The following is an 18,714-nucleotide window of genomic DNA, read 5'->3' as shown; positions in this document are numbered from 1 at the left end:
CGTCGATCAGACCGGTCCAATCCAGTCTGCGCGCAAACGATCTCGACCTGCGACAACCCCCTCGACAATCACCGCTGATCCGACGAATTCGCATTCGGGTTCTTCGCTCTCGATGATCCAGACGACGTCGTCTGTCGTGGTCAGGAACAACCCGCGTCTACCACGGCTCAAAGCTCCCGAGACGCGTCTTCGATCCGCGCTCACAACACCCCCCGTTCAAAAACGCCAATGGCGCAGCACTTCACGCACATAGGCCGGTGTCTCGCCATTGCGAGGAATACCGCCTGCGCGCTCGACGGCACCTGGACCTGCGTTGTATGCGGCGAGGGCCAGATGAACCACCCCGAACTTGTCCAGCATCTGGCGTAGGTATCGGGCCGCACCCAAGATGTTCGCCTTGGGATCGAAGCGATTTGAAACGCCAAGGTCCCGCGCTGTTCTTGGCATCAATTGCCCCAAGCCTGCGGCCCCGGCCTTGCTGATGGCCATCGGATTATATCGTGATTCCGTCCATACAAGAGCGTCGAGAAGGCCGCTTGGTAGCGAGTATTGAGCCTCAGCAGCGTAAACATGAGGAAGGTAGCTTGCCCGACGGAAGCCCGATGGCGCGCTGCCTTGGGGCTTTGGATATCGATAGGGCAGATAGGTTCGACCCGCATCGGTAGCCAGCGGCTCGGACGAGGCCGTTGGAGGCTTTCTCCAAATGCCATGTTCGACGAGAAGGAAGCCATCAGTCCCTTCTGCAACGCGGAAGCCATCGGTCGTCAACTCCGAGGCAACGGTCATCTGAGGGGGCTCCATCTCCTGCGCGTGAGCGGGGAGGACGGACCCAAATCCTGTCGTTGCCCCTGCAACTACTGCCCATTTCAGTCTCATTCCCAAATCCTTTGGTCTCGAATCGGGAAAGAACATATATAGAACATATGATGTAGGAAAATGAAACGTCAGCGACGCAGAGCGGAGGCTGCGCGGGTGGAGGCACGTTACGATGGAGATGCCCCCATGCACCAACACCGATCATCCCAATTCCAAGGTCTGCAACTGGAAACCCGCGCGCGCAAGATAGTCGAGCAGCTGGGCGGTGCCTGGTCGCGTTCGCGCGGAATGTGCTGCTGTCCGGCCCACGACGACCGCACTCCTTCGCTAAGTATCACACTCGGAAAGCGCGCAATTCTTGTTCATTGCTTTGCCGGCTGCACGAACGAGGCGGTGATAGAAGCCATGGCCGGGCTCGGAATAAGAATTGCGGATCTGTTCGATGGCACGAGTGGTCCGATCGTGGCCGAACCGCGCGAGGAAGTCGCCAATCGCAATGCGCTGAGGCTCTGGCGTGAGGCGTCGACCATCGCTGGCAGCCCCGCCGAGAAGTACCTCGTGTCCAGAGGCATCACGATTTCTTCGCCGGAGCTGCGTTTCCACCCGCATATGCCGCTGGGGCCAAAGGGTGCTGTCCGGTTTCTACCCGCGATGGTGGCAGCCGTGCGCAATGATGCCGGAATTCTGGCGCTGCACCGCTCCTTCCTTGACCTCGACAAAACCAGCTTGGCTTCTTTCGATCAGCCCAGGCGTGCGTTAGGCAGCCCCGGTTCTGGGGCGGTGCGTTTCGCGTACCCGAATGGCGGACGCCTTGGCCTCGCAGAGGGAAACGAAACGGCCCTCTCAGCGATGCAAATGTTCAAGGTTCCGTGCTGGGCGACGCTAGGAAACGAACGCTTCGGTTTGGCCACAATCCCGGAATCGGTGCACCAGCTGTATCTCTTTGTCGACAATGATGCGGGCGGGCACCTTGCTGAAGAGCGTGCGCGAGAGGCCTACGCTTGCGAAGGGCGTCTGATTGTCACCAGGCGTCCGGAGCTAACCGGCGACGACTGGAATGATGTGCTCATGCGCTCAGTCCGAGCTGCGGTCTGAATGTCGGTGAGAGGAAAGCGGGCTTGGGGCCTTGTGAGGCCCCCGGGCGGATCCATCCGAACGGACACCCGGACAAACCCAGGGCCTCTTCAGGAGGTCTCTCATGTCACACGCAAATACCGCTTTCGCATTCTCCGATCCCGCCGAGCCGCCAGTGCTGGCAGCGGCGAGGGCGCTGGCCGCGCGGCTCGTTGCAGATCAAGCAATTTCACGGCTCACTGTGAATGCAACAATGGCCGATCACTTCGGCGGTAGCGACGCCGAAGGACGCTGGTCCGTACGCGATGCCCATGCGGCACTTGAATTGGCGCAGGTGTTGTTTCTGGCGCAGGCGACCGAATTCTCACCTGCAATGTCACCCAGCTTTGCCGATGAGGCTTTCACGCGCCTTGAAGGTCTGGTCCCGACCCAGTCCAACCGGAGCGACGAGCAGATCGAGTGGCAACAATTCGCGACGCCGCCCCGTCTGGCCTGGATGGCTGCAAAGGCATGCGCGATTTCTGCCGCTGAACTGGTTCTCGAACCGTCGGCCGGGACCGGGATGCTGGGCGTATGGGCAGCAAAGGCAGCTGCGCGTCTCGCTCTCAACGAGATATCGCCGCTGCGCCGCGAATGCCTGGGCGCCGTTTTCCCAGAGGCGACAGTCACGGGATTTGACGGGGAACTGATCGACGAACTTCTCAAGCCCGACGTGGGTCCGAGCGTGGTGCTGATGAACCCGCCCTATTCACACGGAATCGAAAGGGGCCACGATAGTCGCACTGGCGATCGGCACTTGCGTTCTGCCTGGAAGCGCCTTCTGCCCGGTGGCCGCCTGGTCGCAGTGATGCCCGAATGGTTCGAGCTTCCGAAGTTTCTTGTCGGGATCGCCGGTCCCGTCTCGTTGCGCCTCAACGCGACGATCGAGCGCGGTTTCGTCAAGCAGGGCACCTCTATCGCAACCCGGCTCTTGGTTCTCGACAAGGCTGACGATGGTACCAGCCCGATCATCGCCCAGCCGGCAAACTTTGCCGAGCTTCATCTGCTGATCGATATGCTGCCTGACCGGGTAAGCCTGCCCGCCGAGCCCAGCATCGGCATCAAGCCAGCATTGCCGCTTCGGCTGGTTGCGAACAGGACGAAACCAGTTCCACTTAAGGTCCATCCAACCGCTGCGGCGCCGTCGATCCTGCCGCTTGATTTTACTCCGCTCGAAGCACCTGCGCCGATCGAAAGCCAGGTTGGGCATTATTTGCCCTACCGGCCGAGCCGGATCTCAATTGCAGATGCTGTCCCGCATCCGACCCCCCTGGTCGAATCCGTTGCGATGGGTTCGATAACCGCACCCGTGCCCGAAGTGGTGCCTCAGCTTCCGTCGAGCCTCATTGCTGGGGGCGTCCTATCCGCTGCGCAGGCCGAGACCCTGATCTATGCCGCAAGCGCGCATGCCCGCGATCTGCCGGGACGGTTTGAGCCCGACGACAAGGGCTGTGCCTTGAAGGCGAGCCCCGACGGGCACGCCTACCGCATGGGCTACTTTCTTGGTGACGGAACTGGTGCAGGGAAAGGACGGCAGGTCGCTTCCGTCATCCTCGACCGGTGGGTGAGGGGCGAACGGCGCCACATCTGGATTTCCAAGAACGAAGCTTTGCTCGAAGATGCCCGCCGCGACTGGACCGCGCTCGGAGGCCTTCCCATCGACGTCCAGTCCCTTGGCCAATGGAAGCTCGGTATCCCGATCGGGATGCGCGAAGGCATACTCTTCGTGACTTATCCGACACTACGCTCGGGCCGCAGCGACGCGACACGGCTCGAGCAGATTCTCGAATGGGCAGGGGAGGACTTCGACGGGCTCATTGTCTTTGACGAAGCCCATGCGATGGCCAACGCCGCTGGCGGGGAAGGCTCACGTGGTAAGGTCAAAGGATCGGAACAGGGCATTGCCGGTGTTCGCATCCAGAATCTGCTGCCGCGCGCCCGCGTGCTCTACGCATCGGCGACCGGGGCATCCGACGTCAATAATCTCGCCTATGCCACCCGTCTTGGCCTGTGGGGTCCCGAGACGGCTTTTGCCAATCGCGAAGCCTTCGTCGCAGACATTCGCGATGGCGGTATCGCTGCAATGGAACTGGTCGCCCGTGATCTGAAGTCACTTGGACTGTACGCGGCGAGGGCACTTTCATTCGCCGGAGTTGAGTACGAGATTCTCGAGCATTGCCTGACCCCCGACCAGGTAGCGGTTTATGACGCGTATGCAGACGCTTGGGCAATCATACATGGCAACCTGCGCGAGGCACTCGAGGCAACCCGGATCGTCGACACTGATAGTGGCGAAACCCTCAATTCAGGTGCCAAATCAGCGGCGCTTTCGGTTTTTGAAGGCACCAAGCAGCGCTTCTTCGCGCAGCTCCTTCTATCGATGAAGTTGCCGAGCCTACTGCCCGCAATCGACGCGGCACTTGCGGACGGCAACGCGGTTGTCGTGCAACTCGTCTCGACCGCCGAAGCCATGCTCAACCGCCGCCTCGCTGATCTCTCCGATGCGGAACGCGAAGCACTCGAAATCGATCTCTCCCCTCGCGAATACGTGGTCGATTACCTCACCAAAAGCTTCCCGGTTCGGCTGATGGCGGTGTTCACGGACGAGAATGGCAATGCCCGGTCCGAACCGATGAGTGATGAGAATGGTGCTCCTGTTCTCTGTCGTTCGGCGCTTGCCGCGCGCGACCGCATGATCGAGCAGCTCTGTGCCTTGCCGCCGATCGCGACGGCGCTCGATGCGATCATCGAACGGTTCGGTGTCGATCAGGTCGCCGAAGTCACCGGACGTACCCGCCGCCTGATCGTCGGACGCGATGGACGCCAGGTGCTCCAGTCGCGCTCTCCGCGCGCCAATGTCGCCCAAACGCGAGATTTTATGGACGGGACAAAGCGGATTCTGGTTTTCTCCGATGCCGGTGGCACCGGCCGCAGTTATCATGCCGACCTTGCGGCAAAGAACCAGATGCGCCGGGTCCACTTCCTGCTTGAGCCGGGTTGGCGGGCCGATGCCGCAATTCAGGGCCTTGGCCGTACCAACCGCACCAATCAGGCGTCGGCCCCACTGTTCCGCCCGGTGACCACCGACGTGCGTGGCGAACGTCGGTTTATATCGACCATTGCACGTCGGCTCGACAGTCTGGGGGCACTGACCCGAGGGCAGCGCCAGACAGGTGGGCAGAACCTCTTCGATCCTGCCGATAATCTTGAGAGCACCTACGCCAAGGAGGCGCTTCATCGCTGGTTCGGCCTGTTGTTCGCAGGCAAGCTGGAAGCCGTTACGCTTTCTCGGTTTGAGGAATTGAGCGGGCTCAGGGTCGAAGGGCCCGACGGCGGGATGGTCGATGACCTGCCAACAATTCAGCGCTGGCTCAATCGCATCCTCGCGTTGCCGATTGCTTTGCAAAACGGCATATTTGACGAGTTTCTCGGCCTCGTCGAAGCGCGGATCGATGCAGCACGCCAGGCCGGCACGCTCGACATTGGGGTCGAGACTATTGCGGTAGAGCATTACGAGGTGCTGACCGACACGCTACTGCGCACCGATGCGCTGTCGGGTGCGACTACGCATCTCCTCGAACTCGAGATCGCCCGCGCGCTTAAGCCTTTGCGTCTCGAACGCCTCGACGAGCTCTACGGCTTGTCAGGTGCGCGTCAGCAACTTCTGCGTAATGCGCGCTCAGGCCGGATCGGGTTGCTTGTCCCGGCTCGCAGTCTGCTCACCGACGAAGGTATGCGTGTGGCCCGCTTCGAGCTAGTTCGTCCCTTGAAGCACGGACACATCACTGCCGATCAACTCGAGGAGAGCAACTGGGAAACAGTGGATCCAACCGAATTTCAGCGCCTCTGGCAGGCGGAGGTCGATGACGCCGCCTCAAATCACAAGCGTGAGCGACTGCATCTTGCAATCGGCCTGTTGCTCCCGGTGTGGGACAAACTCCCTTCCGACTATGTTCGCGTCAGCCGGATTTCGGCGCGAGACGGACGCTCGCTGTTAGGCCGGGAGGTTCCGCTCCATTGCGTGCCCGAACTATGCCAGGCGCTTGGGCTTGAAGACGAACATTCCTTTTCGGCAGAGCAAATCGTCGATGCGGTGAACGGGACCGGGCGGCCGATGCAAATCAAAAGCCGCGAAGCGCTCACGCTCAAGCGCAGCCTCGTCAACGGCGCGCAGCGGCTCGAACTGACTGGTTGGTCGGCGTCTCGCCTAGACTGGTACAAGGCACATGGGTGTTTCACCGAGATCATACGCTATCAAACGCGACTTTTCGTCCCGACGACGAGCGCAGTATCGGTCTTGGCGCGACTTGTGGGATGAGATTGTTATCTTGCCAAATGGCATTCAATGTGATATATACTGCCATATGGAGAATGCTCATGTTGGCACTGCAACCCGTTGATACCGTCCCCCATGCCTTCCGGCCCGATCCTATAACTCAGGAGGAAGCAGCGGCGATGTTCCGCGCCGTGCTGAACCTGTTTGGGAAATGGGAACTCACCGACGAGCAGGCAGCGACTTTGCTCGACATGCCGGTTCGCTCCTACCGGCGATGGAAGGCTGAGGGGCCGGGCCGTGTCTCGCGTGATGGTGCGGCGCGGCTCTCCAACCTGATGGGTATCCACAAGGCGCTGAGGATCATTTTTTCCGAAGCCCAACGTGGCTACGCCTGGATCAAGGCAGGTAACGCCGCCTTTGCCGGAGTGAGTGCGCTCGACGTCATGCTTGGCGGCGAGCTGACTGATATCATGCGGGTGCGTCGCTATCTTGATGCCGAACGTGGTGCCTGGTGATTGATCCCAAGGCGATTCCGGTTGCCCAGGTCGAGTGGAAAGGTGCTGTACGAATTATCCGCAGTGCCTTTCCACCGATTGACCTGTTCGAAGACATCGCAGACCCTGCAGATTGGCCGCTGCTGATCTCCGCCGAGCAAAAAACCAATCCTCGCATTATGGCGACGATCGGCAATCTCGATCTGGTGCCGGCTGATCGCCGGGTAGGCGGAAATGGCGCATCCTATCTGATGGCGCCGTTCACGCATGTTAGCACGGACCGGCCAAGTCGCTTCACCGATGGGACCTACGGCGTGCTATACGCGGGGGATACATTCGAAACAGCGCTGTTCGAAACAATCCATCATCATGCCCGCTTCATGGCTCGCACTGCCGAAGCGCCAGGTTGGATCTCGCAGTTCCGTGAAATCGTATTGTCAGTAAACGCCGACCTTCGTGATCTCAGGGGCATTGAGCCAGAGGATCCTGCGCTTGATCCCGACAGCTATGTCGCATCGCAAAGCCTCGCTGCAACGCTCAGGGCGAATGGCGCGGAAGGTCTGGTCTATCCGAGCATCCGGCATCAGAACGGCGAATGTGTTGGGCTGTTTTACCCCGACCGCGCGTCAGACCCTATTCAAGGGCGTCACCTAGACTATCACTGGGATGGTACGGGGGTCGACCTAGTTCGAAATGCGGGAACAGGTGCCGTGTTTCGAGTGGTATCTACCTGAAAGGTGGGCAACATTGAACAGCGAGCAAATCGAAACTGTCCGAACCCGCGCCCAGAAGGCGATTTCTCCACTAGAACCAGCAGATTTCAGCATGCGAGCGCCGAAGGGATTTCTCTTCAACGCAAAGCGCACCGATGCCGGGCGGACGCTGCCACCATATTATCTGGTCTACTTTCTTCTTGTCGACTTGCTGGGTTTCACGAATCTAGGTCAGTTCGAAAAGGTAGCCTGGTCAGTCCCGGTGGAATATGATGGGCGGCCCTTCCTTGTGGAACACCGCAAATTTGGATTGGGCGTCTTCGCTGCCAATGTTCCAGAAGACGAAGAAGCGGCTGCCGAAATTGTCAGATTGATCCACAAGGCCACCAAAGCGGCGCAGCCTTATTTCGATTGGAGGGCTGAGCAGGCAGCAAAGGCCTCCCAACTCAATGTCGTCAACCGCTCGCCCGATCTGTTCGAACGGCTAAATTTCTACCTCGATCTTTATGACGACAGGCAACAGGAAGCGGAGGGCCGGAAGGACGAGCGGATTGTCAACCATCTTAGCGATATGAGCTATACGGTAGCCTTTCCGGCAGTCGAGCTCAATCGGGAGGCCAAATGGCTGGGGCTCTCTGCCATCGAATGCTTCTTTAGCTGGACTGAGCATGTCTTCATCCACATCGCCATCCTTCGCGGTAACTGCGCGACAGGGGAGGATGTCACCAAGCTCGCAAAGGCGGAATGGGCCGAAAAGTTCAAAGCAGCGCTGGATATCACCGACCCCACCACGAAACAATTTTACGATCAGCTGGCCATAGTCCGGCGTCAGCTTCGAAACTTCGTTGCCCACGGGGCGTTCGGGAAAGACGGCGAGGCGTTCCACTTCCACTCGACGGCTGGGGCTGTACCGATGCTTCTGCCTCATCGGCGTGACCGTGCCGCTTTGAAGTTTGGACAGGGTGTCGATTTCGTGGCCGCTGAGGCTATCGCACTTATCCGGAATTTTATCGATCATCTTTGGTCAGGCTCACTCGAGCCCGCAAAGATACACATTCAGGACTTTGGTCTGCCTCTCAACCTGACCAAGGTCGTTAACGGCGACTATGCACGCGCCATGGCTTCAGTCGACGCCATGGAGAGCTATGCCGATTATCAAGTGCACTTGAACGATCGCTACGCCAACATGGATTTTTGATCGATCCTAGACGAAAGCCGCCGCCAATGCCGCCTCGCTACGCAGCGGCTCTTTGGGAAATTCATCCCAAGTTTGGCCGTCAAGCATTCGACCAGCCTTCTTCTTGTTGACGCCGCCCCATTGCTTGAAATGGAAGGCCACACCAGCGCTCTGGCACTGGTCGCGAATCGATCGCACCCAGCTAGGGTTCATCGGTCTTGCACCTGGCCCGCTTTCGCCGCCTGCAATAACCCAATCGATTCCCTGGAGGTTCATGTTCTCAAGCGGCCCAAGCAGGGGCTCTAAGCTCAAAAATTTGATGGCCGCTTTTGTGCGGCGCAGGTGGTCGATGCGATAAAGGTAGTCTGCATTTTCAACGCTTACACCCATCCATACATTTGCTGGCCAGTCCAGCTTACGAGCGAGCTCTTCGAGCCGTTCCGCGCGCTTGGTAAGGATTTGATAGGTGTGCTGTGGAGTCGCCCTCATGGTTTTGAACACGCGCTGCACAAATTTCACGGGCACGGCCTCATGAAACAAGTCGGACATTGAGTTCACGAAAATCATGCGGCCCGTGCGCCATGTGGCGGGCAGCCTCAAGCTTTCCTCGTCAACCCGCACAACGCCGTTCCACTTCGGTCGTCCACCAGACATTCTGGTGGTGCCTGCGTACTTGGGCTGGCCCATGGCTTCGAGCCGTCGCGCCATCCGCATGGCATAGCAATTAGTGCAGCCAGGCGAGACCACATTGCAGCCTGCGACGGGGTTCCATGTCGCCTCTGTCCATTCGATTGATGAATTCGTCGCCATGCTCAGTACCCTTCCTTGAACTGGACCTTCACATGGTCGGGGTAGGTATCCTTGCGACGCTTCCCTTTAGTCGAATACGCCGAGACCCTCTCTGCGGCTTCAAGCGCACTAAGCGCCTCGCGGTAATTCCTTTTGATGTATGGCTTGCCTACGCTGTGTCGCTCATAGATTTCCGTGAGTGACAGGGTTTGTCCCGCGAAATCTTCCAGCAGCATCTCTTTCAGCTTAGACATGGGTTGGACCAGCGAAAACAAAAGCGGCATCGACGCATCAGCAGGTGAATATGTGAGCGACGGGACACCTTCGTCGAGAGTTGAGCTCTCAGCCGCCATGATGTCCTTCATAATCTCATAGCCCTTGAAGTGCTTTGAGACGAAAATCAGCTTATGAGATGTGCGCGTGCCTTCGCTGTTACGGAATGTGAAGGGCAGCACATACTTGCCACCGAGCGACTGAATCTCATTGGCCAGCTCTTCGAGAATGGCAGCCTCTCGCAATTCGGGCGTTAACCCGGGGAGCCTCGCGCGAAGCGTGTCCGCGCGCTCTTCTCCGAACAGCGCATCCATATGCTTTTTTACGCCGGGATTGTTGATCCCTGCATTGATCCGATTGTAATTGAAGAAGAATACACAATCGCAACCCCAATCTTTGATGACGCCCTGGACAATCCTAAGAGAGAGGCCTTTGTAACCGAAAGGATCGACAAACGAGAACGAAGGGACGAGGCGCGTTTCGTTAAAATACGTCGCGGCATCATCATCTACCTCACCACAAGTCACGACGGGTTTATATTTGAGTTTTCCTAGACCCGGGAGGCTATCGATTTCTGTTTGGAGCGTCGAAGTTTTGTCACCATCTGCGTCGTTGAAATAGGCGGTGAGCATTTGTGACATTAGCGGATGATTGATGGCCGTTTGCAATACGAGAAGGGGCGTCGACGCCGCACCATCCTTGTAGCGGCCTGGGCCGGCATAAAGGTCCATGTAAGCGATCTTTCCGCCGCGCTTCGCAACCGTGGGCATGACGACCTGTGCCCAAGTAGAGAAGTACTTGTTCACGATGCGGGCTTTGACCTCGGATTGATCAGTCCTTTCTTCGAAGAACTTCTGGTTTGCCATGCTTTTTCGCCGCCTGTCGATTGATCATCCATCCAGTAGAACAAAATGCGAACCAATACAATTCGTTTGGCTTGCCATGGGGAAGGTAGTTTCCGTGATGCAACAGCATCGGTTCGATCCTTGGGCCGTGTTCCCTTCTTCCATAATTTCGTTTGGCCGCAGAACGTCACCTGTCTGACGGGCCACGGTAAAGAGAGAGGGAAGGGGGCTTGCTTCTGACTGAGCCGAAGGAGCGTCGATGGTCGATGCCTGTGCTCGCAATCAGGAGTATGTCCCATGATCAAGTCGATCCCGTTGACCAAGTTGGTCCAGTCTCCTCGCAATGTGCGCCGCCACGGTGACCCAGCTGCAGATTCCGAACTGAAAGCGAGCATTGCAGCCCATGGGCTGTTGCAGAACCTCATCGTTCGGCCTGCGGCTCGTGGCAAATTCGAGGTCGAAGCCGGAGAGCGCCGCCGCTGCGCCTTGCTGGCGCTTGCCGAAGAGAAAGTCCTGCCGAAGGGCTACGAGGTTACCTGCCTCGTGCTTGAGGACGATGCGGAAATCGCAGTCGAAACGAGCCTGGCCGAGAACTTCCATCGCCTCGCGATGAACCCCGCCGACGAAGCGCAGGCGTTCGCTGCCCTGATCGAGGCAGGCGCCTCGACGGAAGATGTCGCGCGCAGGTTCGGACTGACGGTCCGCTTCGTCGAAGGCCGGCTGCGTCTCGCGACCCTTGCGCCTGTCGTCTTCGATGCTCTGGCATCTGGCGAAATCACTCTCGATCTCGCCAAAGCTTTCGGCGCGACCTCCGACCAGGAGATTCAGGCTCGCGTCTATGAACAGGCGTCCTCGGGCTATTATGCGCCCAGCGCCGACAGCATCCGGCGCATGGTGCTCTCCGGCACGGTTCGCGGCAGCGATGCTCGGGCCCGTCTTGTCGGTCGCGACGCATATACCGCTGCAGGTGGCCGGATCGAACGCGAACTATTCGACGACGATGACAGCGAGTCCTGGGTTGATGTCGCGCTTCTCGAAACCCTCGCCTCGGAGGAGATGGAGAAACGCGCCAAGTCGCTCGCAGCAGAGCAGGGCCTTGCCTGGGTTAAGCCGACGCTTGACGCCTATGCCAGTCACGATCTTGTGGAAGGCCTCATTCGCCTTCCGGCCGAGCCGGCTCCGTTGACTGACGCCGAACTGGCCCGCCTTGACGAACTCGATGCTTCCTACGACGAGCATGCGGCCATTCTCGAGGATGAAGACAGCGCAGAAGAAGCAATTGCTGCGGCCGAGGCGACGATCGAAGCGATTGAGCGCGAATGCCAGGACATTCGGGCAAAGCCCCCGGAGCTGGCGCCCGAACTGAAGGCCGATGCCGGAATGATCCTCGTTCTCTCGCGCGACGGGACACCGGTCCTCCAGCCGGTGTTCTACGGCGAGCGCGATATCGAAGTCGTTGGTGACGACGATGTCGTCGAAGTCGTGGCCAGTGTCGACAGTGATGGCAAACGCCGTGCAGCGCTTTCCAAGCGTCTGGTCGACGAACTTGCGATGCAACGTCGTGACGTGCTCGCGCTCCACGTGGCATCGGATCCCGGCCTTTCGCTCGACATCATGGTCTTCACCCTCGCGGATGCCGACACCCACGACTGGCGGTCACGCGCGGCCACGACCCTGCGTGGCGGCGTCCCTGCGGGTCCGATTGTCGGGTTCGAAGCGAAGGATGCGCCGGCAAGCGCATCCCTTGCGGACCTGCGCTCTGGTCTCGATGAGAGCTGGCGATCTGGCGAAGACGCTTCGTCGCGCTTCAAGATGTTTCGGGCACTCGCTGATGAAAGCCGCGCAGCATGGCTCGGCTTCGTCGTCGCTCGCACGCTCGAGGCGAGCCTCAACATGGCAGGCGAACGTCAGATCACGTTCCAGGATCATCTGGGCAGCACGATCGGCATTGACATGGCGCAATGGTGGCGTCCGACCGCGGCAAACTACTTCGACCGCGTCTCGAAGCAGGTCATCCTTGATGCGCTCACCGATGTTGGCGGTTTGGAACTGTCCTCACGCTTTGCATCGGTGAAAAAGGGCGATCTTGCGATGAGCGCCGAGCGCGTCTTCGCGGGGACCTACATCACCGAGGTCGAAGTTCGGGAAAGGGCGCTCGCCTGGGTGCCCGACGTCATGCGCTTTGCCGACCAGCCGGAGATTCCTGCCGATAACGAAGCGCAAAGTCCCGACGCGGATTTCGTCGCCAACGACGACAATCAGCCCCCGAGCGAGCTGGCTGCCTGACCTCCTCCTGACAGGAACGGCTGCTCGCCACCGTGAAGCGGTCCTCCGGCCCATGCCGGGGGGCCGCTTCCTTCATGGAAAGATAGCGGAGGGGGCTCCGGGATCTCCGGCACTGACCGACGGAACTGTCGTCAGGCCATTTCAGGAGATCCAACATGGCCTATCGCAAGGGACAAAGCGGCGGAGTGTCGCCTGCTACCCGTATCACCCAAGAAATCATCGCCCGCCTCGAGTCCGGCACGAAGCCGTGGATCAAGCCATGGCGCGGTGTGCCAGTCTCGCGTCCATTGCGGGCGTGCGGCGTCCCTTATCGCGGCATGAATGTATTCTGGCTCTGGATGGTTGCCGATATGTGCGGTTACGCCTCGCCGTTCTGGATGACCTACAATCAGGCCAAAGAACTGGGCGCACAGGTGCGCAAGGGCGAAAAATCCACCATCGCCATATTCTACAAGAGCTACACCAAGGAAGTCGAAGCCCCCGACACCGGCGAAAAAACTGACGAAAGTCGTCGCGTGTTAAAGGCCTATCCGGTTTTCAATGCCGATCAGGTCGAAGGTCTTCCGGAACGTTTCCATCCCGCCGCGACGCTTGAGGTGGTGGAACCCGAGGGCCGTCAGGCTGAACTCGACTCATTCTTTGCCAATATTCCGGCCGTCCTGCGTCATCAGGGCGACGAAGCCTATTATGAGCCGGTAGCTGACCGGGTGACAATGCCGCCCGCGCATCTCTTCTCGGGCTTCGACCACTATTACGCGACGCTCGCGCACGAGCTGTCGCATTGGACCGGCCATGCCAGCCGCCTCGACCGTAATCTCAAGAATCGCTTTGGTTCTGCAGCTTACGCTGCCGAGGAACTCATTGCCGAACTTTCGAGCGCTATGCTTGGCGCTGAACTCGGTCTGCCAGTCACACACTTGGATAGCCATGCGAGCTATATCGAGCACTGGCTCAAGCTCCTGAAGCAGGATGACCGTGCCATTCTCACCGCTGCCGCAAAGGCGGAGGAAGCATCAAGGCTTCTGCTCAAACTCGGAGGACGTGCCTCTGCCGATGATGCCGACGAAGCGTCTGCCGACGCTGCATTGGCTGCCTGAAGGAGGGTGTCATGGGCCGATCAGTCAGTTGCCCCAGCGGGGCCGTTATGGCCTTCACCGTGCTCGAAGTTGAAGACGACGACGACTGGGACTTCGAATATGAGTGGCTCCGCGAAGATCTGCGCGAGCGCGCAGGGCAGGTATTCCCTTCCCTGATCGCCCACGACGGTTGGCGGGGCCGCGAAGACCGCATCCTCATGCGCAATGCCTATGCAGATTTCGGCGTGTCGGTTTACGCCGGCCTGGTTGCGGTGTGGATTGTCGAGCGTGACGATGGCGCCTATTGGGATGCCGATTGGCGCACGGCCAGATCGCCCAGAGCACAGCGCTGGCTGTCCCAGATCGCCTCGCGCTTTGAAGCGTTGTTCGGCGACTTCGTCTGCCTCGGTCACATGTCGAACGGTGAGGGCGTCTACGCAAAACGGGTGGCCTGAATGCGCCAGTCACTTTGATCGTGGCGAGGTGCCTGTCCTCCCTGACGAAACTTGCTTTTGCACTCATGGCCTGAAGCCATGCGAGAAAGGCCCTGGGCCAGCCGCCAGTCTGCCGCAACCCGGCTTGCGCAGGCCCGAGTTGGCCCGGCCCTGTGGGCCGTTGGCCTGCCCGCGCCAGCCTGCCCAAGCGGGTTTCCCCTGTCGGGTGCGGAGACTGCCTCAAGCTGGCCCTGACGGGCTCTCGCTGGCGCAGCCATGAGCGGGTGCGTCAGCCTTACGCCAGTCAGGAGGACAATACCCATGCACTCATCATTTTCTGACCAACTTGCCGGCCTCGATCTTTCCGGTTTTTCGATTGGTCCTGCCCCTGTTTCCACCAATGACTTTCCGGTCCACGAGGCGGTCGTCCAGACTCTCGAAGCGGTCTGGTCCGATCTCTTTGCAATGGTCACGGGGACTGCGCTGGAGGCCGATGCCGAGGACCTCGGCTGGGCGTTCGTCAACATCTTCCACCGTTCCGCGACCCGCAAATCGACCGCCGTCGACCGCGCAACCGACGAAGTCCGAGCGCTCGTCGCCACTGCAGATGGATCCGAAATTCACACCCATGAACTCGAGACCCAGGTTGAGCGTGCGCAGTGTGCCGAAGGGGCTATGCTCGCTCTCGAAGAGATGCGCGAAGTGGCCGCTGGCCTCTATCTCAACGAGTTTGGCTCCTCGTGGAAGCCCGTGTCGAGTTCGCGCTTCAATCACAGCGCCATGCTGACTTCCGCGCTTGTGGAGGGCCGCGAGTTCGTCCGAGCCCGGTCCGAAGCCAAGCGCCGCGCCGCCATGCCAGAAGGTACGCCGGTGATCTTTGCCGGTGGCCGCACACGCCATCCAAACGAGCAGGACGCTCTCACTTTCGCCAACAACGTCTGGGCTACTCTGGACAAGGTTCACGACCGGGTTCCTGACATGGTGCTTGTCCACGGCGGTGATACCAAGGGCGTTGACCGTCTGGCATCTTCTTGGGCGGAACGACGCAACATCCCGCAAATCAGCTTCTCCCTCGACATGCGCCTGGGCGCGCGCGCAGGCTTCAAGCGCAACGAGCGTATGCTCTCGCTCGACCCCCGTTATGTCGTCGCCTTTCCCGGAAACGGGGTCCTGGAGCGCCTCGTCATCGAAGCCAAATCCCGTCGGATTACCGTCGTCGATCGCCGCGGTCCGCTTGGAACTTCTCCCAAGCGCGCGGCTCAGGATACCGACTGATGCGTCCGGCATCGCGCCAGCGCCATCGGCGCTGGCGCAGCCCTTTAGAGGAAAGAATTCGCCTGTTCTCGTGGGCAAGACGATCTGTCGTTGCCCCCACATTGCAGGAGAAATCTGATGACTGATTTTCAGGCGATCATGGCGGATTTTGCTGTCCGCCAGGCCGAGCGCGCGGCGCAGGCACAAAGTGAAATCCAACGGCTCAAGGCAGCTATCATTGCCCCGTTGCGGAATGCCGAAATTGCCCGCGTAGAAATCCGTTTCGCTGGGTGCGGCGACAGCGGTGCGGTCGAAGAATGCGTCTTCTCTGACGCCGTCGGGGCGAGTGTTCCGTGTCCCGAAGTTACGATCGACTGTGCTGGAGAAGGCGACGACCAGAGCCTCAATTCCGCCCTCGAGCAACTGACCTACCTTGCTCTCGAACGCCATCATCCCGGATGGGAAATCAATGATGGTGCCTGCGGCGAACTGTTCATCGACGTGGCTACGCCGAGTTTCGTTCTGGACTGCCAGCTACGTTACACGGCGACCGACGACCATTCGACTGATCTCTAAGAGAAGTGCGATGGCTCATTGCTATTATCACGCCCTGTCGTCGGTCCGGAAATGGGGAGGGGTGGTAGAAGATTACCTGCCGCTCCACCAATGGTTTGACCAGTCGAAGGCGATCTTTGCTGATCCGCGGCACCGGGCCCTCCGGCACCATGCCGAAGGCATCTTCATGCTCGAGACGCTGTTCGGGCCTACTATCGTCAACGCCGACAGCCGTGTCGTGCCCGTTCGCCTTGTAGGCGAGCAGCACGTCCGCGAGGACTTGGGTACGATTCCTTCCTTTGCGGATTGGGGGCGCCTAATCACGCCCCAAGACTGGATGTTGCGGGGGCACCGTCTGGACGAGCCTATGCCGCTTGGCACTGTGGAGACTGGTGCTGGCGGTGCGTTTTCAGGAGGTCATTCGTCGTCTTCGGGACGAGCTTTCGTAGTCGAGATATGATGTGCCTTCGAGGCAGGTGATGTCAGGGGAGCACCTCGCATCCCGATAGTACGAAAAGTCATGGCTTGGCCTGTGCAAGGCACTCGGGACCAATCCGGCCTGTAAGCAAACCTTTCCTGAAGCATCCCCGTCGAGACGCGCAACCCCGATCAGGTCCGGCCGAGTTGCCGGGCTGCGCCCGGCTGCCCGCACCACCCGAACCAGATCGAGGTTTCCCTCCGGTGCGCTTCGCCGTGGCCGCTTCCTAGTCGGGTTTGCAGCCGGGATGGACCCGGAATGCTCGATCAGGAGAAAGACCATGACCAATCTCGTTATCCTCGTTGGCCGCATCGCTCGCGACCCCGAAACCCGTACGACCCAAGGCGGCACCAACATCACCTCGATCTCGGTCGTCACCGACCGTCCCGCCCGCAAGGACGGCAAGACTTACAAGGACGAAAACGGCTACACCGCCAAGGACAGCGAATTCCACCGCGTGACCTGCTTCAACGGGCTCGGCCAGAACGTCGCCAAGTATTGCACCAAGGGCCAGCTCGTGACGGTCGAGGGGCGCATCCACTATACGCAGTGGGAAGACCAGGACGGCACCAAGCGCTACGGCTGCGAGATCATCGCCGACAAGGTGGACTTCCTCACCAAAGGCCGGGCGTCGAACAATGAGGGTGCGCCCGACATCGACGAGGACTGAGTTCTTCCCGCAAACAACAAGGCTCCGATGGTTCGCGCCATCGGGGCCTTTTTTTTGTGCTCGCTGGCGTGAACGGCGGGGCGGGGCATCGAGCCCACACCCCGCCGCGGTTGAAGTGTCAGGCTGGGGAGAGCCGCTTGAGAGCATCGTCGATTCCGATGGTAAGCGATGCGCGGATGAGCTGCTTCAGTTGCGCAGGTTCGATCGTCTCGGCTCCGCATTCGAGAAGAACCTTGCCCAGCTCGCCGGCTGCTTCATCACGGAGCCTGGCCTCCTGTGCATCGAGTTCTTCGCGCTGCTCCCGCAGTTTTTTGAGCGCATTACGCGCGCTCGGTTTGGACCTGGCCATCAGATTGTCCTTTCGCTGGCCGTTGGTCCCCTCCACGCGCGACAGTGCCAGCATGGGGCCATGTAGGAAAACGGTTTTTGCCGCGATGCCAGTGCTTTTCACGCTGACGTTGGAGAGGTCTCTCTCGCAGAAAGTCCAAGTGTGATGCGGGCTTTGGGGCCGCGTCAAGGACGACGGGGCCCCACCATTTTTACCGGGCAAGCCCGGCAAAAATCGTTTCCCCCATCGCCGCTTCGCGGCCGCGCTATGCGCGGTCCCTGACCCGGCCCGTCACCCACATCCTCGCAGCTCCTGATGCGACGCATCGAACATCAGGAGGAAAGATCATGTACGCTTCACTGAACATCGCGCAGGGTTCATTCCAGGCAGATCAGGCAGCTTTCGTTGCCGCACTCGACAAGGCTCATGCCCGGTCCCTTCACAGCTACTTCACCCAATATGTCCTGACCGATGGTGAGGCAGGTTACATCGCGGTCGATGAGGGCGATTACGGCGCACTGCCCAAGGCCATGCTGGACCGGGTCATCGACACTGTGCCCGGAAAGCTGAGCGATGAATTCTGAGGCTACACACAAGGAGGAAGTCCGTCAGGGCTTCCTCCTTTCTTTTTGCTCGGGTCCCGTATCGTCCCTCCCCTGGGTTTCGCGCGAGCATTCCCTGCAGCATCAGTCCTCGGCGTCCGACACATCGAATTCCTCCAGCCGATCGGGCATGTCGAGCACCTTCATGGCCGCTGCTGAAATGGCCTCGGCCTTCGTCGGAAAGGCTTCCGCTGAACTGATCGACACGCCGCTCGAATAGGTCACGGTTGCCTGGAATCCGTTGCCTTTGGGCGTCGCGCTCAGTGTTACATCCGCCATAGCCATTCTCCTGGTGGGGTGCCCGCGACATCATTCTTCCTGCCAGCGGACTCGTCCGATCTTTAACACAATCGGCAAGCGAGCGGCATCGTCTTCATCCCTTGGTTTTGGGACTTCAAAACCGCCGATCCCGTGCTGGTCATGACACTGGGATCTACCCTCTAAGCTGGGGACGGAAGAGCACACCGTACGCGACAAATCGCAGGCGGTAGTCAGTAAAAATGATATTAAATACAGGGCGTTGATGGATTCTTGC

The 18,714-nt window shown here is 59.7% G+C and carries 19 protein-coding genes; 13 read left to right on the top strand and 6 right to left on the bottom strand.

Annotated features, from left to right (window positions below; all coding sequences use genetic code 11):
• Window positions 1–6 precede the first annotated feature (6 nt).
• Complete coding sequence (locus EV664_RS19510; protein WP_229668153.1) at window positions 7–204, bottom strand: DUF5818 domain-containing protein; 198 nt, start codon at window positions 202–204, stop codon at window positions 7–9.
• A 12-nt stretch (window positions 205–216) separates the two neighbouring features.
• The gene (locus EV664_RS06230) at window positions 217–876 is read right to left on the bottom strand and encodes a lytic transglycosylase domain-containing protein (protein ID WP_133495058.1); all 660 of its coding nucleotides are present in this window, start codon (window positions 874–876) and stop codon (window positions 217–219) included.
• Between the two features lie 126 nt (window positions 877–1,002).
• Here EV664_RS06230 and EV664_RS06225 point away from each other — a divergent pair, with 126 nt between their 5' ends.
• The 5 genes from EV664_RS06225 to EV664_RS19505 all read left to right on the top strand — a co-directional run bounded on the left by EV664_RS06225 (window position 1,003) and on the right by EV664_RS19505 (window position 8,610).
• The gene (locus tag EV664_RS06225; protein ID WP_062912871.1) at window positions 1,003–1,911 is read left to right on the top strand and encodes a DUF7146 domain-containing protein; all 909 of its coding nucleotides are present in this window, start codon (window positions 1,003–1,005) and stop codon (window positions 1,909–1,911) included.
• Between the two features lie 103 nt (window positions 1,912–2,014).
• Complete coding sequence (locus EV664_RS06220; protein WP_133494836.1) at window positions 2,015–6,247, top strand: strawberry notch family protein; 4,233 nt, start codon at window positions 2,015–2,017, stop codon at window positions 6,245–6,247.
• A gap of 59 nt (window positions 6,248–6,306) precedes the next feature.
• A complete protein-coding gene (locus EV664_RS06215) occupies window positions 6,307–6,720 on the top strand; it encodes an MbcA/ParS/Xre antitoxin family protein (RefSeq protein WP_133494835.1) in 414 nt (137 codons plus the stop codon).
• Window positions 6,717–7,433 carry an RES family NAD+ phosphorylase gene (locus EV664_RS06210; protein ID WP_133494834.1) on the top strand — a complete coding sequence of 239 codons (717 nt, stop codon included), beginning with the start codon at window positions 6,717–6,719 and terminating at the stop codon, window positions 7,431–7,433. The genes EV664_RS06215 and EV664_RS06210 overlap by 4 nt, the downstream gene beginning before the upstream one ends.
• A 13-nt stretch (window positions 7,434–7,446) precedes the next feature.
• Window positions 7,447–8,610, top strand: coding sequence for a hypothetical protein (locus EV664_RS19505; RefSeq protein ID WP_133494833.1), 1,164 nt, complete (start codon window positions 7,447–7,449; stop codon window positions 8,608–8,610).
• Between the two features lie 6 nt (window positions 8,611–8,616).
• On the opposite strand, the gene EV664_RS06200 is transcribed toward EV664_RS19505, so the two are convergent.
• Together EV664_RS06200 and EV664_RS06195 are read right to left on the bottom strand one after the other, a co-directional pair.
• Window positions 8,617–9,399 (bottom strand): DUF5131 family protein, encoded by a 783-nt coding sequence (locus EV664_RS06200; RefSeq protein WP_133494832.1) that lies wholly within the window; start codon window positions 9,397–9,399, stop codon window positions 8,617–8,619.
• Window positions 9,400–9,401: 2 nt separating this feature from the next.
• Window positions 9,402–10,517, bottom strand: coding sequence for a three-Cys-motif partner protein TcmP (locus tag EV664_RS06195; RefSeq protein WP_133494831.1), 1,116 nt, complete (start codon window positions 10,515–10,517; stop codon window positions 9,402–9,404).
• Window positions 10,518–10,793: 276 nt separating this feature from the next.
• Here EV664_RS06195 and EV664_RS06190 point away from each other — a divergent pair, with 276 nt between their 5' ends.
• From EV664_RS06190 to EV664_RS06160, 7 genes are all read left to right on the top strand, one after another.
• Window positions 10,794–12,782, top strand: a complete 1,989-nt coding sequence (locus EV664_RS06190; RefSeq protein ID WP_133494830.1) for a ParB/RepB/Spo0J family partition protein — start codon at window positions 10,794–10,796, stop codon at window positions 12,780–12,782.
• A 155-nt stretch (window positions 12,783–12,937) separates the two neighbouring features.
• Entirely contained in the window at window positions 12,938–13,879 is a 942-nt protein-coding gene (locus tag EV664_RS06185; RefSeq protein ID WP_098108457.1) for an ArdC family protein, read from the top strand.
• An 11-nt stretch (window positions 13,880–13,890) separates the two neighbouring features.
• The gene (locus tag EV664_RS06180; protein ID WP_133494829.1) at window positions 13,891–14,313 is read left to right on the top strand and encodes a hypothetical protein; all 423 of its coding nucleotides are present in this window, start codon (window positions 13,891–13,893) and stop codon (window positions 14,311–14,313) included.
• A gap of 300 nt (window positions 14,314–14,613) precedes the next feature.
• On the top strand, window positions 14,614–15,567 hold the full coding sequence (locus EV664_RS06175) for a DUF2493 domain-containing protein (RefSeq protein ID WP_098108455.1): 954 nt from the start codon (window positions 14,614–14,616) through the stop codon (window positions 15,565–15,567).
• Window positions 15,568–15,684: 117 nt separating this feature from the next.
• Entirely contained in the window at window positions 15,685–16,122 is a 438-nt protein-coding gene (locus EV664_RS06170; RefSeq protein WP_133494828.1) for a DUF6878 family protein, read from the top strand.
• Window positions 16,123–16,132: 10 nt separating this feature from the next.
• Window positions 16,133–16,561 carry a DUF6915 family protein gene (locus EV664_RS06165; RefSeq protein ID WP_133494827.1) on the top strand — a complete coding sequence of 143 codons (429 nt, stop codon included), beginning with the start codon at window positions 16,133–16,135 and terminating at the stop codon, window positions 16,559–16,561.
• Window positions 16,562–16,859: 298 nt separating this feature from the next.
• A complete protein-coding gene (locus EV664_RS06160) occupies window positions 16,860–17,249 on the top strand; it encodes a single-stranded DNA-binding protein (protein ID WP_038575578.1) in 390 nt (129 codons plus the stop codon).
• A 118-nt stretch (window positions 17,250–17,367) separates the two neighbouring features.
• On the opposite strand, the gene EV664_RS06155 is transcribed toward EV664_RS06160, so the two are convergent.
• Window positions 17,368–17,652, bottom strand: a complete 285-nt coding sequence (locus tag EV664_RS06155) for a DUF6437 family protein (RefSeq protein ID WP_229668155.1) — start codon at window positions 17,650–17,652, stop codon at window positions 17,368–17,370.
• A 272-nt stretch (window positions 17,653–17,924) separates the two neighbouring features.
• Between EV664_RS06155 and EV664_RS06150 the strand changes: the two genes are divergently transcribed.
• On the top strand, window positions 17,925–18,161 hold the full coding sequence (locus EV664_RS06150; RefSeq protein WP_013832744.1) for a hypothetical protein: 237 nt from the start codon (window positions 17,925–17,927) through the stop codon (window positions 18,159–18,161).
• A gap of 102 nt (window positions 18,162–18,263) precedes the next feature.
• Here the strand turns inward: EV664_RS06150 and EV664_RS06145 are convergent, their stop codons facing one another.
• The gene (locus EV664_RS06145; protein WP_103729563.1) at window positions 18,264–18,458 is read right to left on the bottom strand and encodes a hypothetical protein; all 195 of its coding nucleotides are present in this window, start codon (window positions 18,456–18,458) and stop codon (window positions 18,264–18,266) included.
• Between the last annotated feature and the right edge of the window lie 256 nt (window positions 18,459–18,714).

The organism is Stakelama pacifica, from assembly GCF_004361835.1.
GTDB lineage: Bacteria > Pseudomonadota > Alphaproteobacteria > Sphingomonadales > Sphingomonadaceae > Sphingomonas > Sphingomonas pacifica.
The sequence above is the reverse complement of the archived record's forward strand: the minus strand, read 5'-3'. Positions and strand labels throughout refer to the sequence as shown.

Excerpts from the sequence above, each read along its gene's own strand:
- EV664_RS06230 (WP_133495058.1), bottom strand. The coding sequence starts at position 876 with ATGAGACTGAAATGGGCAGTAGTTGCAGGGGCAACGACAGGATTTGGG.
- EV664_RS06225 (WP_062912871.1), top strand. The coding sequence starts at position 1,003 with ATGCACCAACACCGATCATCCCAATTCCAAGGTCTGCAACTGGAAACC.
- EV664_RS06220 (WP_133494836.1), top strand. The coding sequence starts at position 2,015 with ATGTCACACGCAAATACCGCTTTCGCATTCTCCGATCCCGCCGAGCCG.
- EV664_RS06215 (WP_133494835.1), top strand. The coding sequence starts at position 6,307 with ATGTTGGCACTGCAACCCGTTGATACCGTCCCCCATGCCTTCCGGCCC.
- EV664_RS06200 (WP_133494832.1), bottom strand. The coding sequence starts at position 9,399 with ATGGCGACGAATTCATCAATCGAATGGACAGAGGCGACATGGAACCCC.
- EV664_RS06195 (WP_133494831.1), bottom strand. The coding sequence starts at position 10,517 with ATGGCAAACCAGAAGTTCTTCGAAGAAAGGACTGATCAATCCGAGGTC.
- EV664_RS06190 (WP_133494830.1), top strand. The coding sequence starts at position 10,794 with ATGATCAAGTCGATCCCGTTGACCAAGTTGGTCCAGTCTCCTCGCAAT.
- EV664_RS06185 (WP_098108457.1), top strand. The coding sequence starts at position 12,938 with ATGGCCTATCGCAAGGGACAAAGCGGCGGAGTGTCGCCTGCTACCCGT.
- EV664_RS06180 (WP_133494829.1), top strand. The coding sequence starts at position 13,891 with ATGGGCCGATCAGTCAGTTGCCCCAGCGGGGCCGTTATGGCCTTCACC.
- EV664_RS06175 (WP_098108455.1), top strand. The coding sequence starts at position 14,614 with ATGCACTCATCATTTTCTGACCAACTTGCCGGCCTCGATCTTTCCGGT.
- EV664_RS06170 (WP_133494828.1), top strand. The coding sequence starts at position 15,685 with ATGACTGATTTTCAGGCGATCATGGCGGATTTTGCTGTCCGCCAGGCC.
- EV664_RS06165 (WP_133494827.1), top strand. The coding sequence starts at position 16,133 with ATGGCTCATTGCTATTATCACGCCCTGTCGTCGGTCCGGAAATGGGGA.
- EV664_RS06160 (WP_038575578.1), top strand. The coding sequence starts at position 16,860 with ATGACCAATCTCGTTATCCTCGTTGGCCGCATCGCTCGCGACCCCGAA.
- EV664_RS06155 (WP_229668155.1), bottom strand. The coding sequence starts at position 17,652 with ATGCTGGCACTGTCGCGCGTGGAGGGGACCAACGGCCAGCGAAAGGAC.
- EV664_RS06150 (WP_013832744.1), top strand. The coding sequence starts at position 17,925 with ATGTACGCTTCACTGAACATCGCGCAGGGTTCATTCCAGGCAGATCAG.
- EV664_RS06145 (WP_103729563.1), bottom strand. The coding sequence starts at position 18,458 with ATGGCGGATGTAACACTGAGCGCGACGCCCAAAGGCAACGGATTCCAG.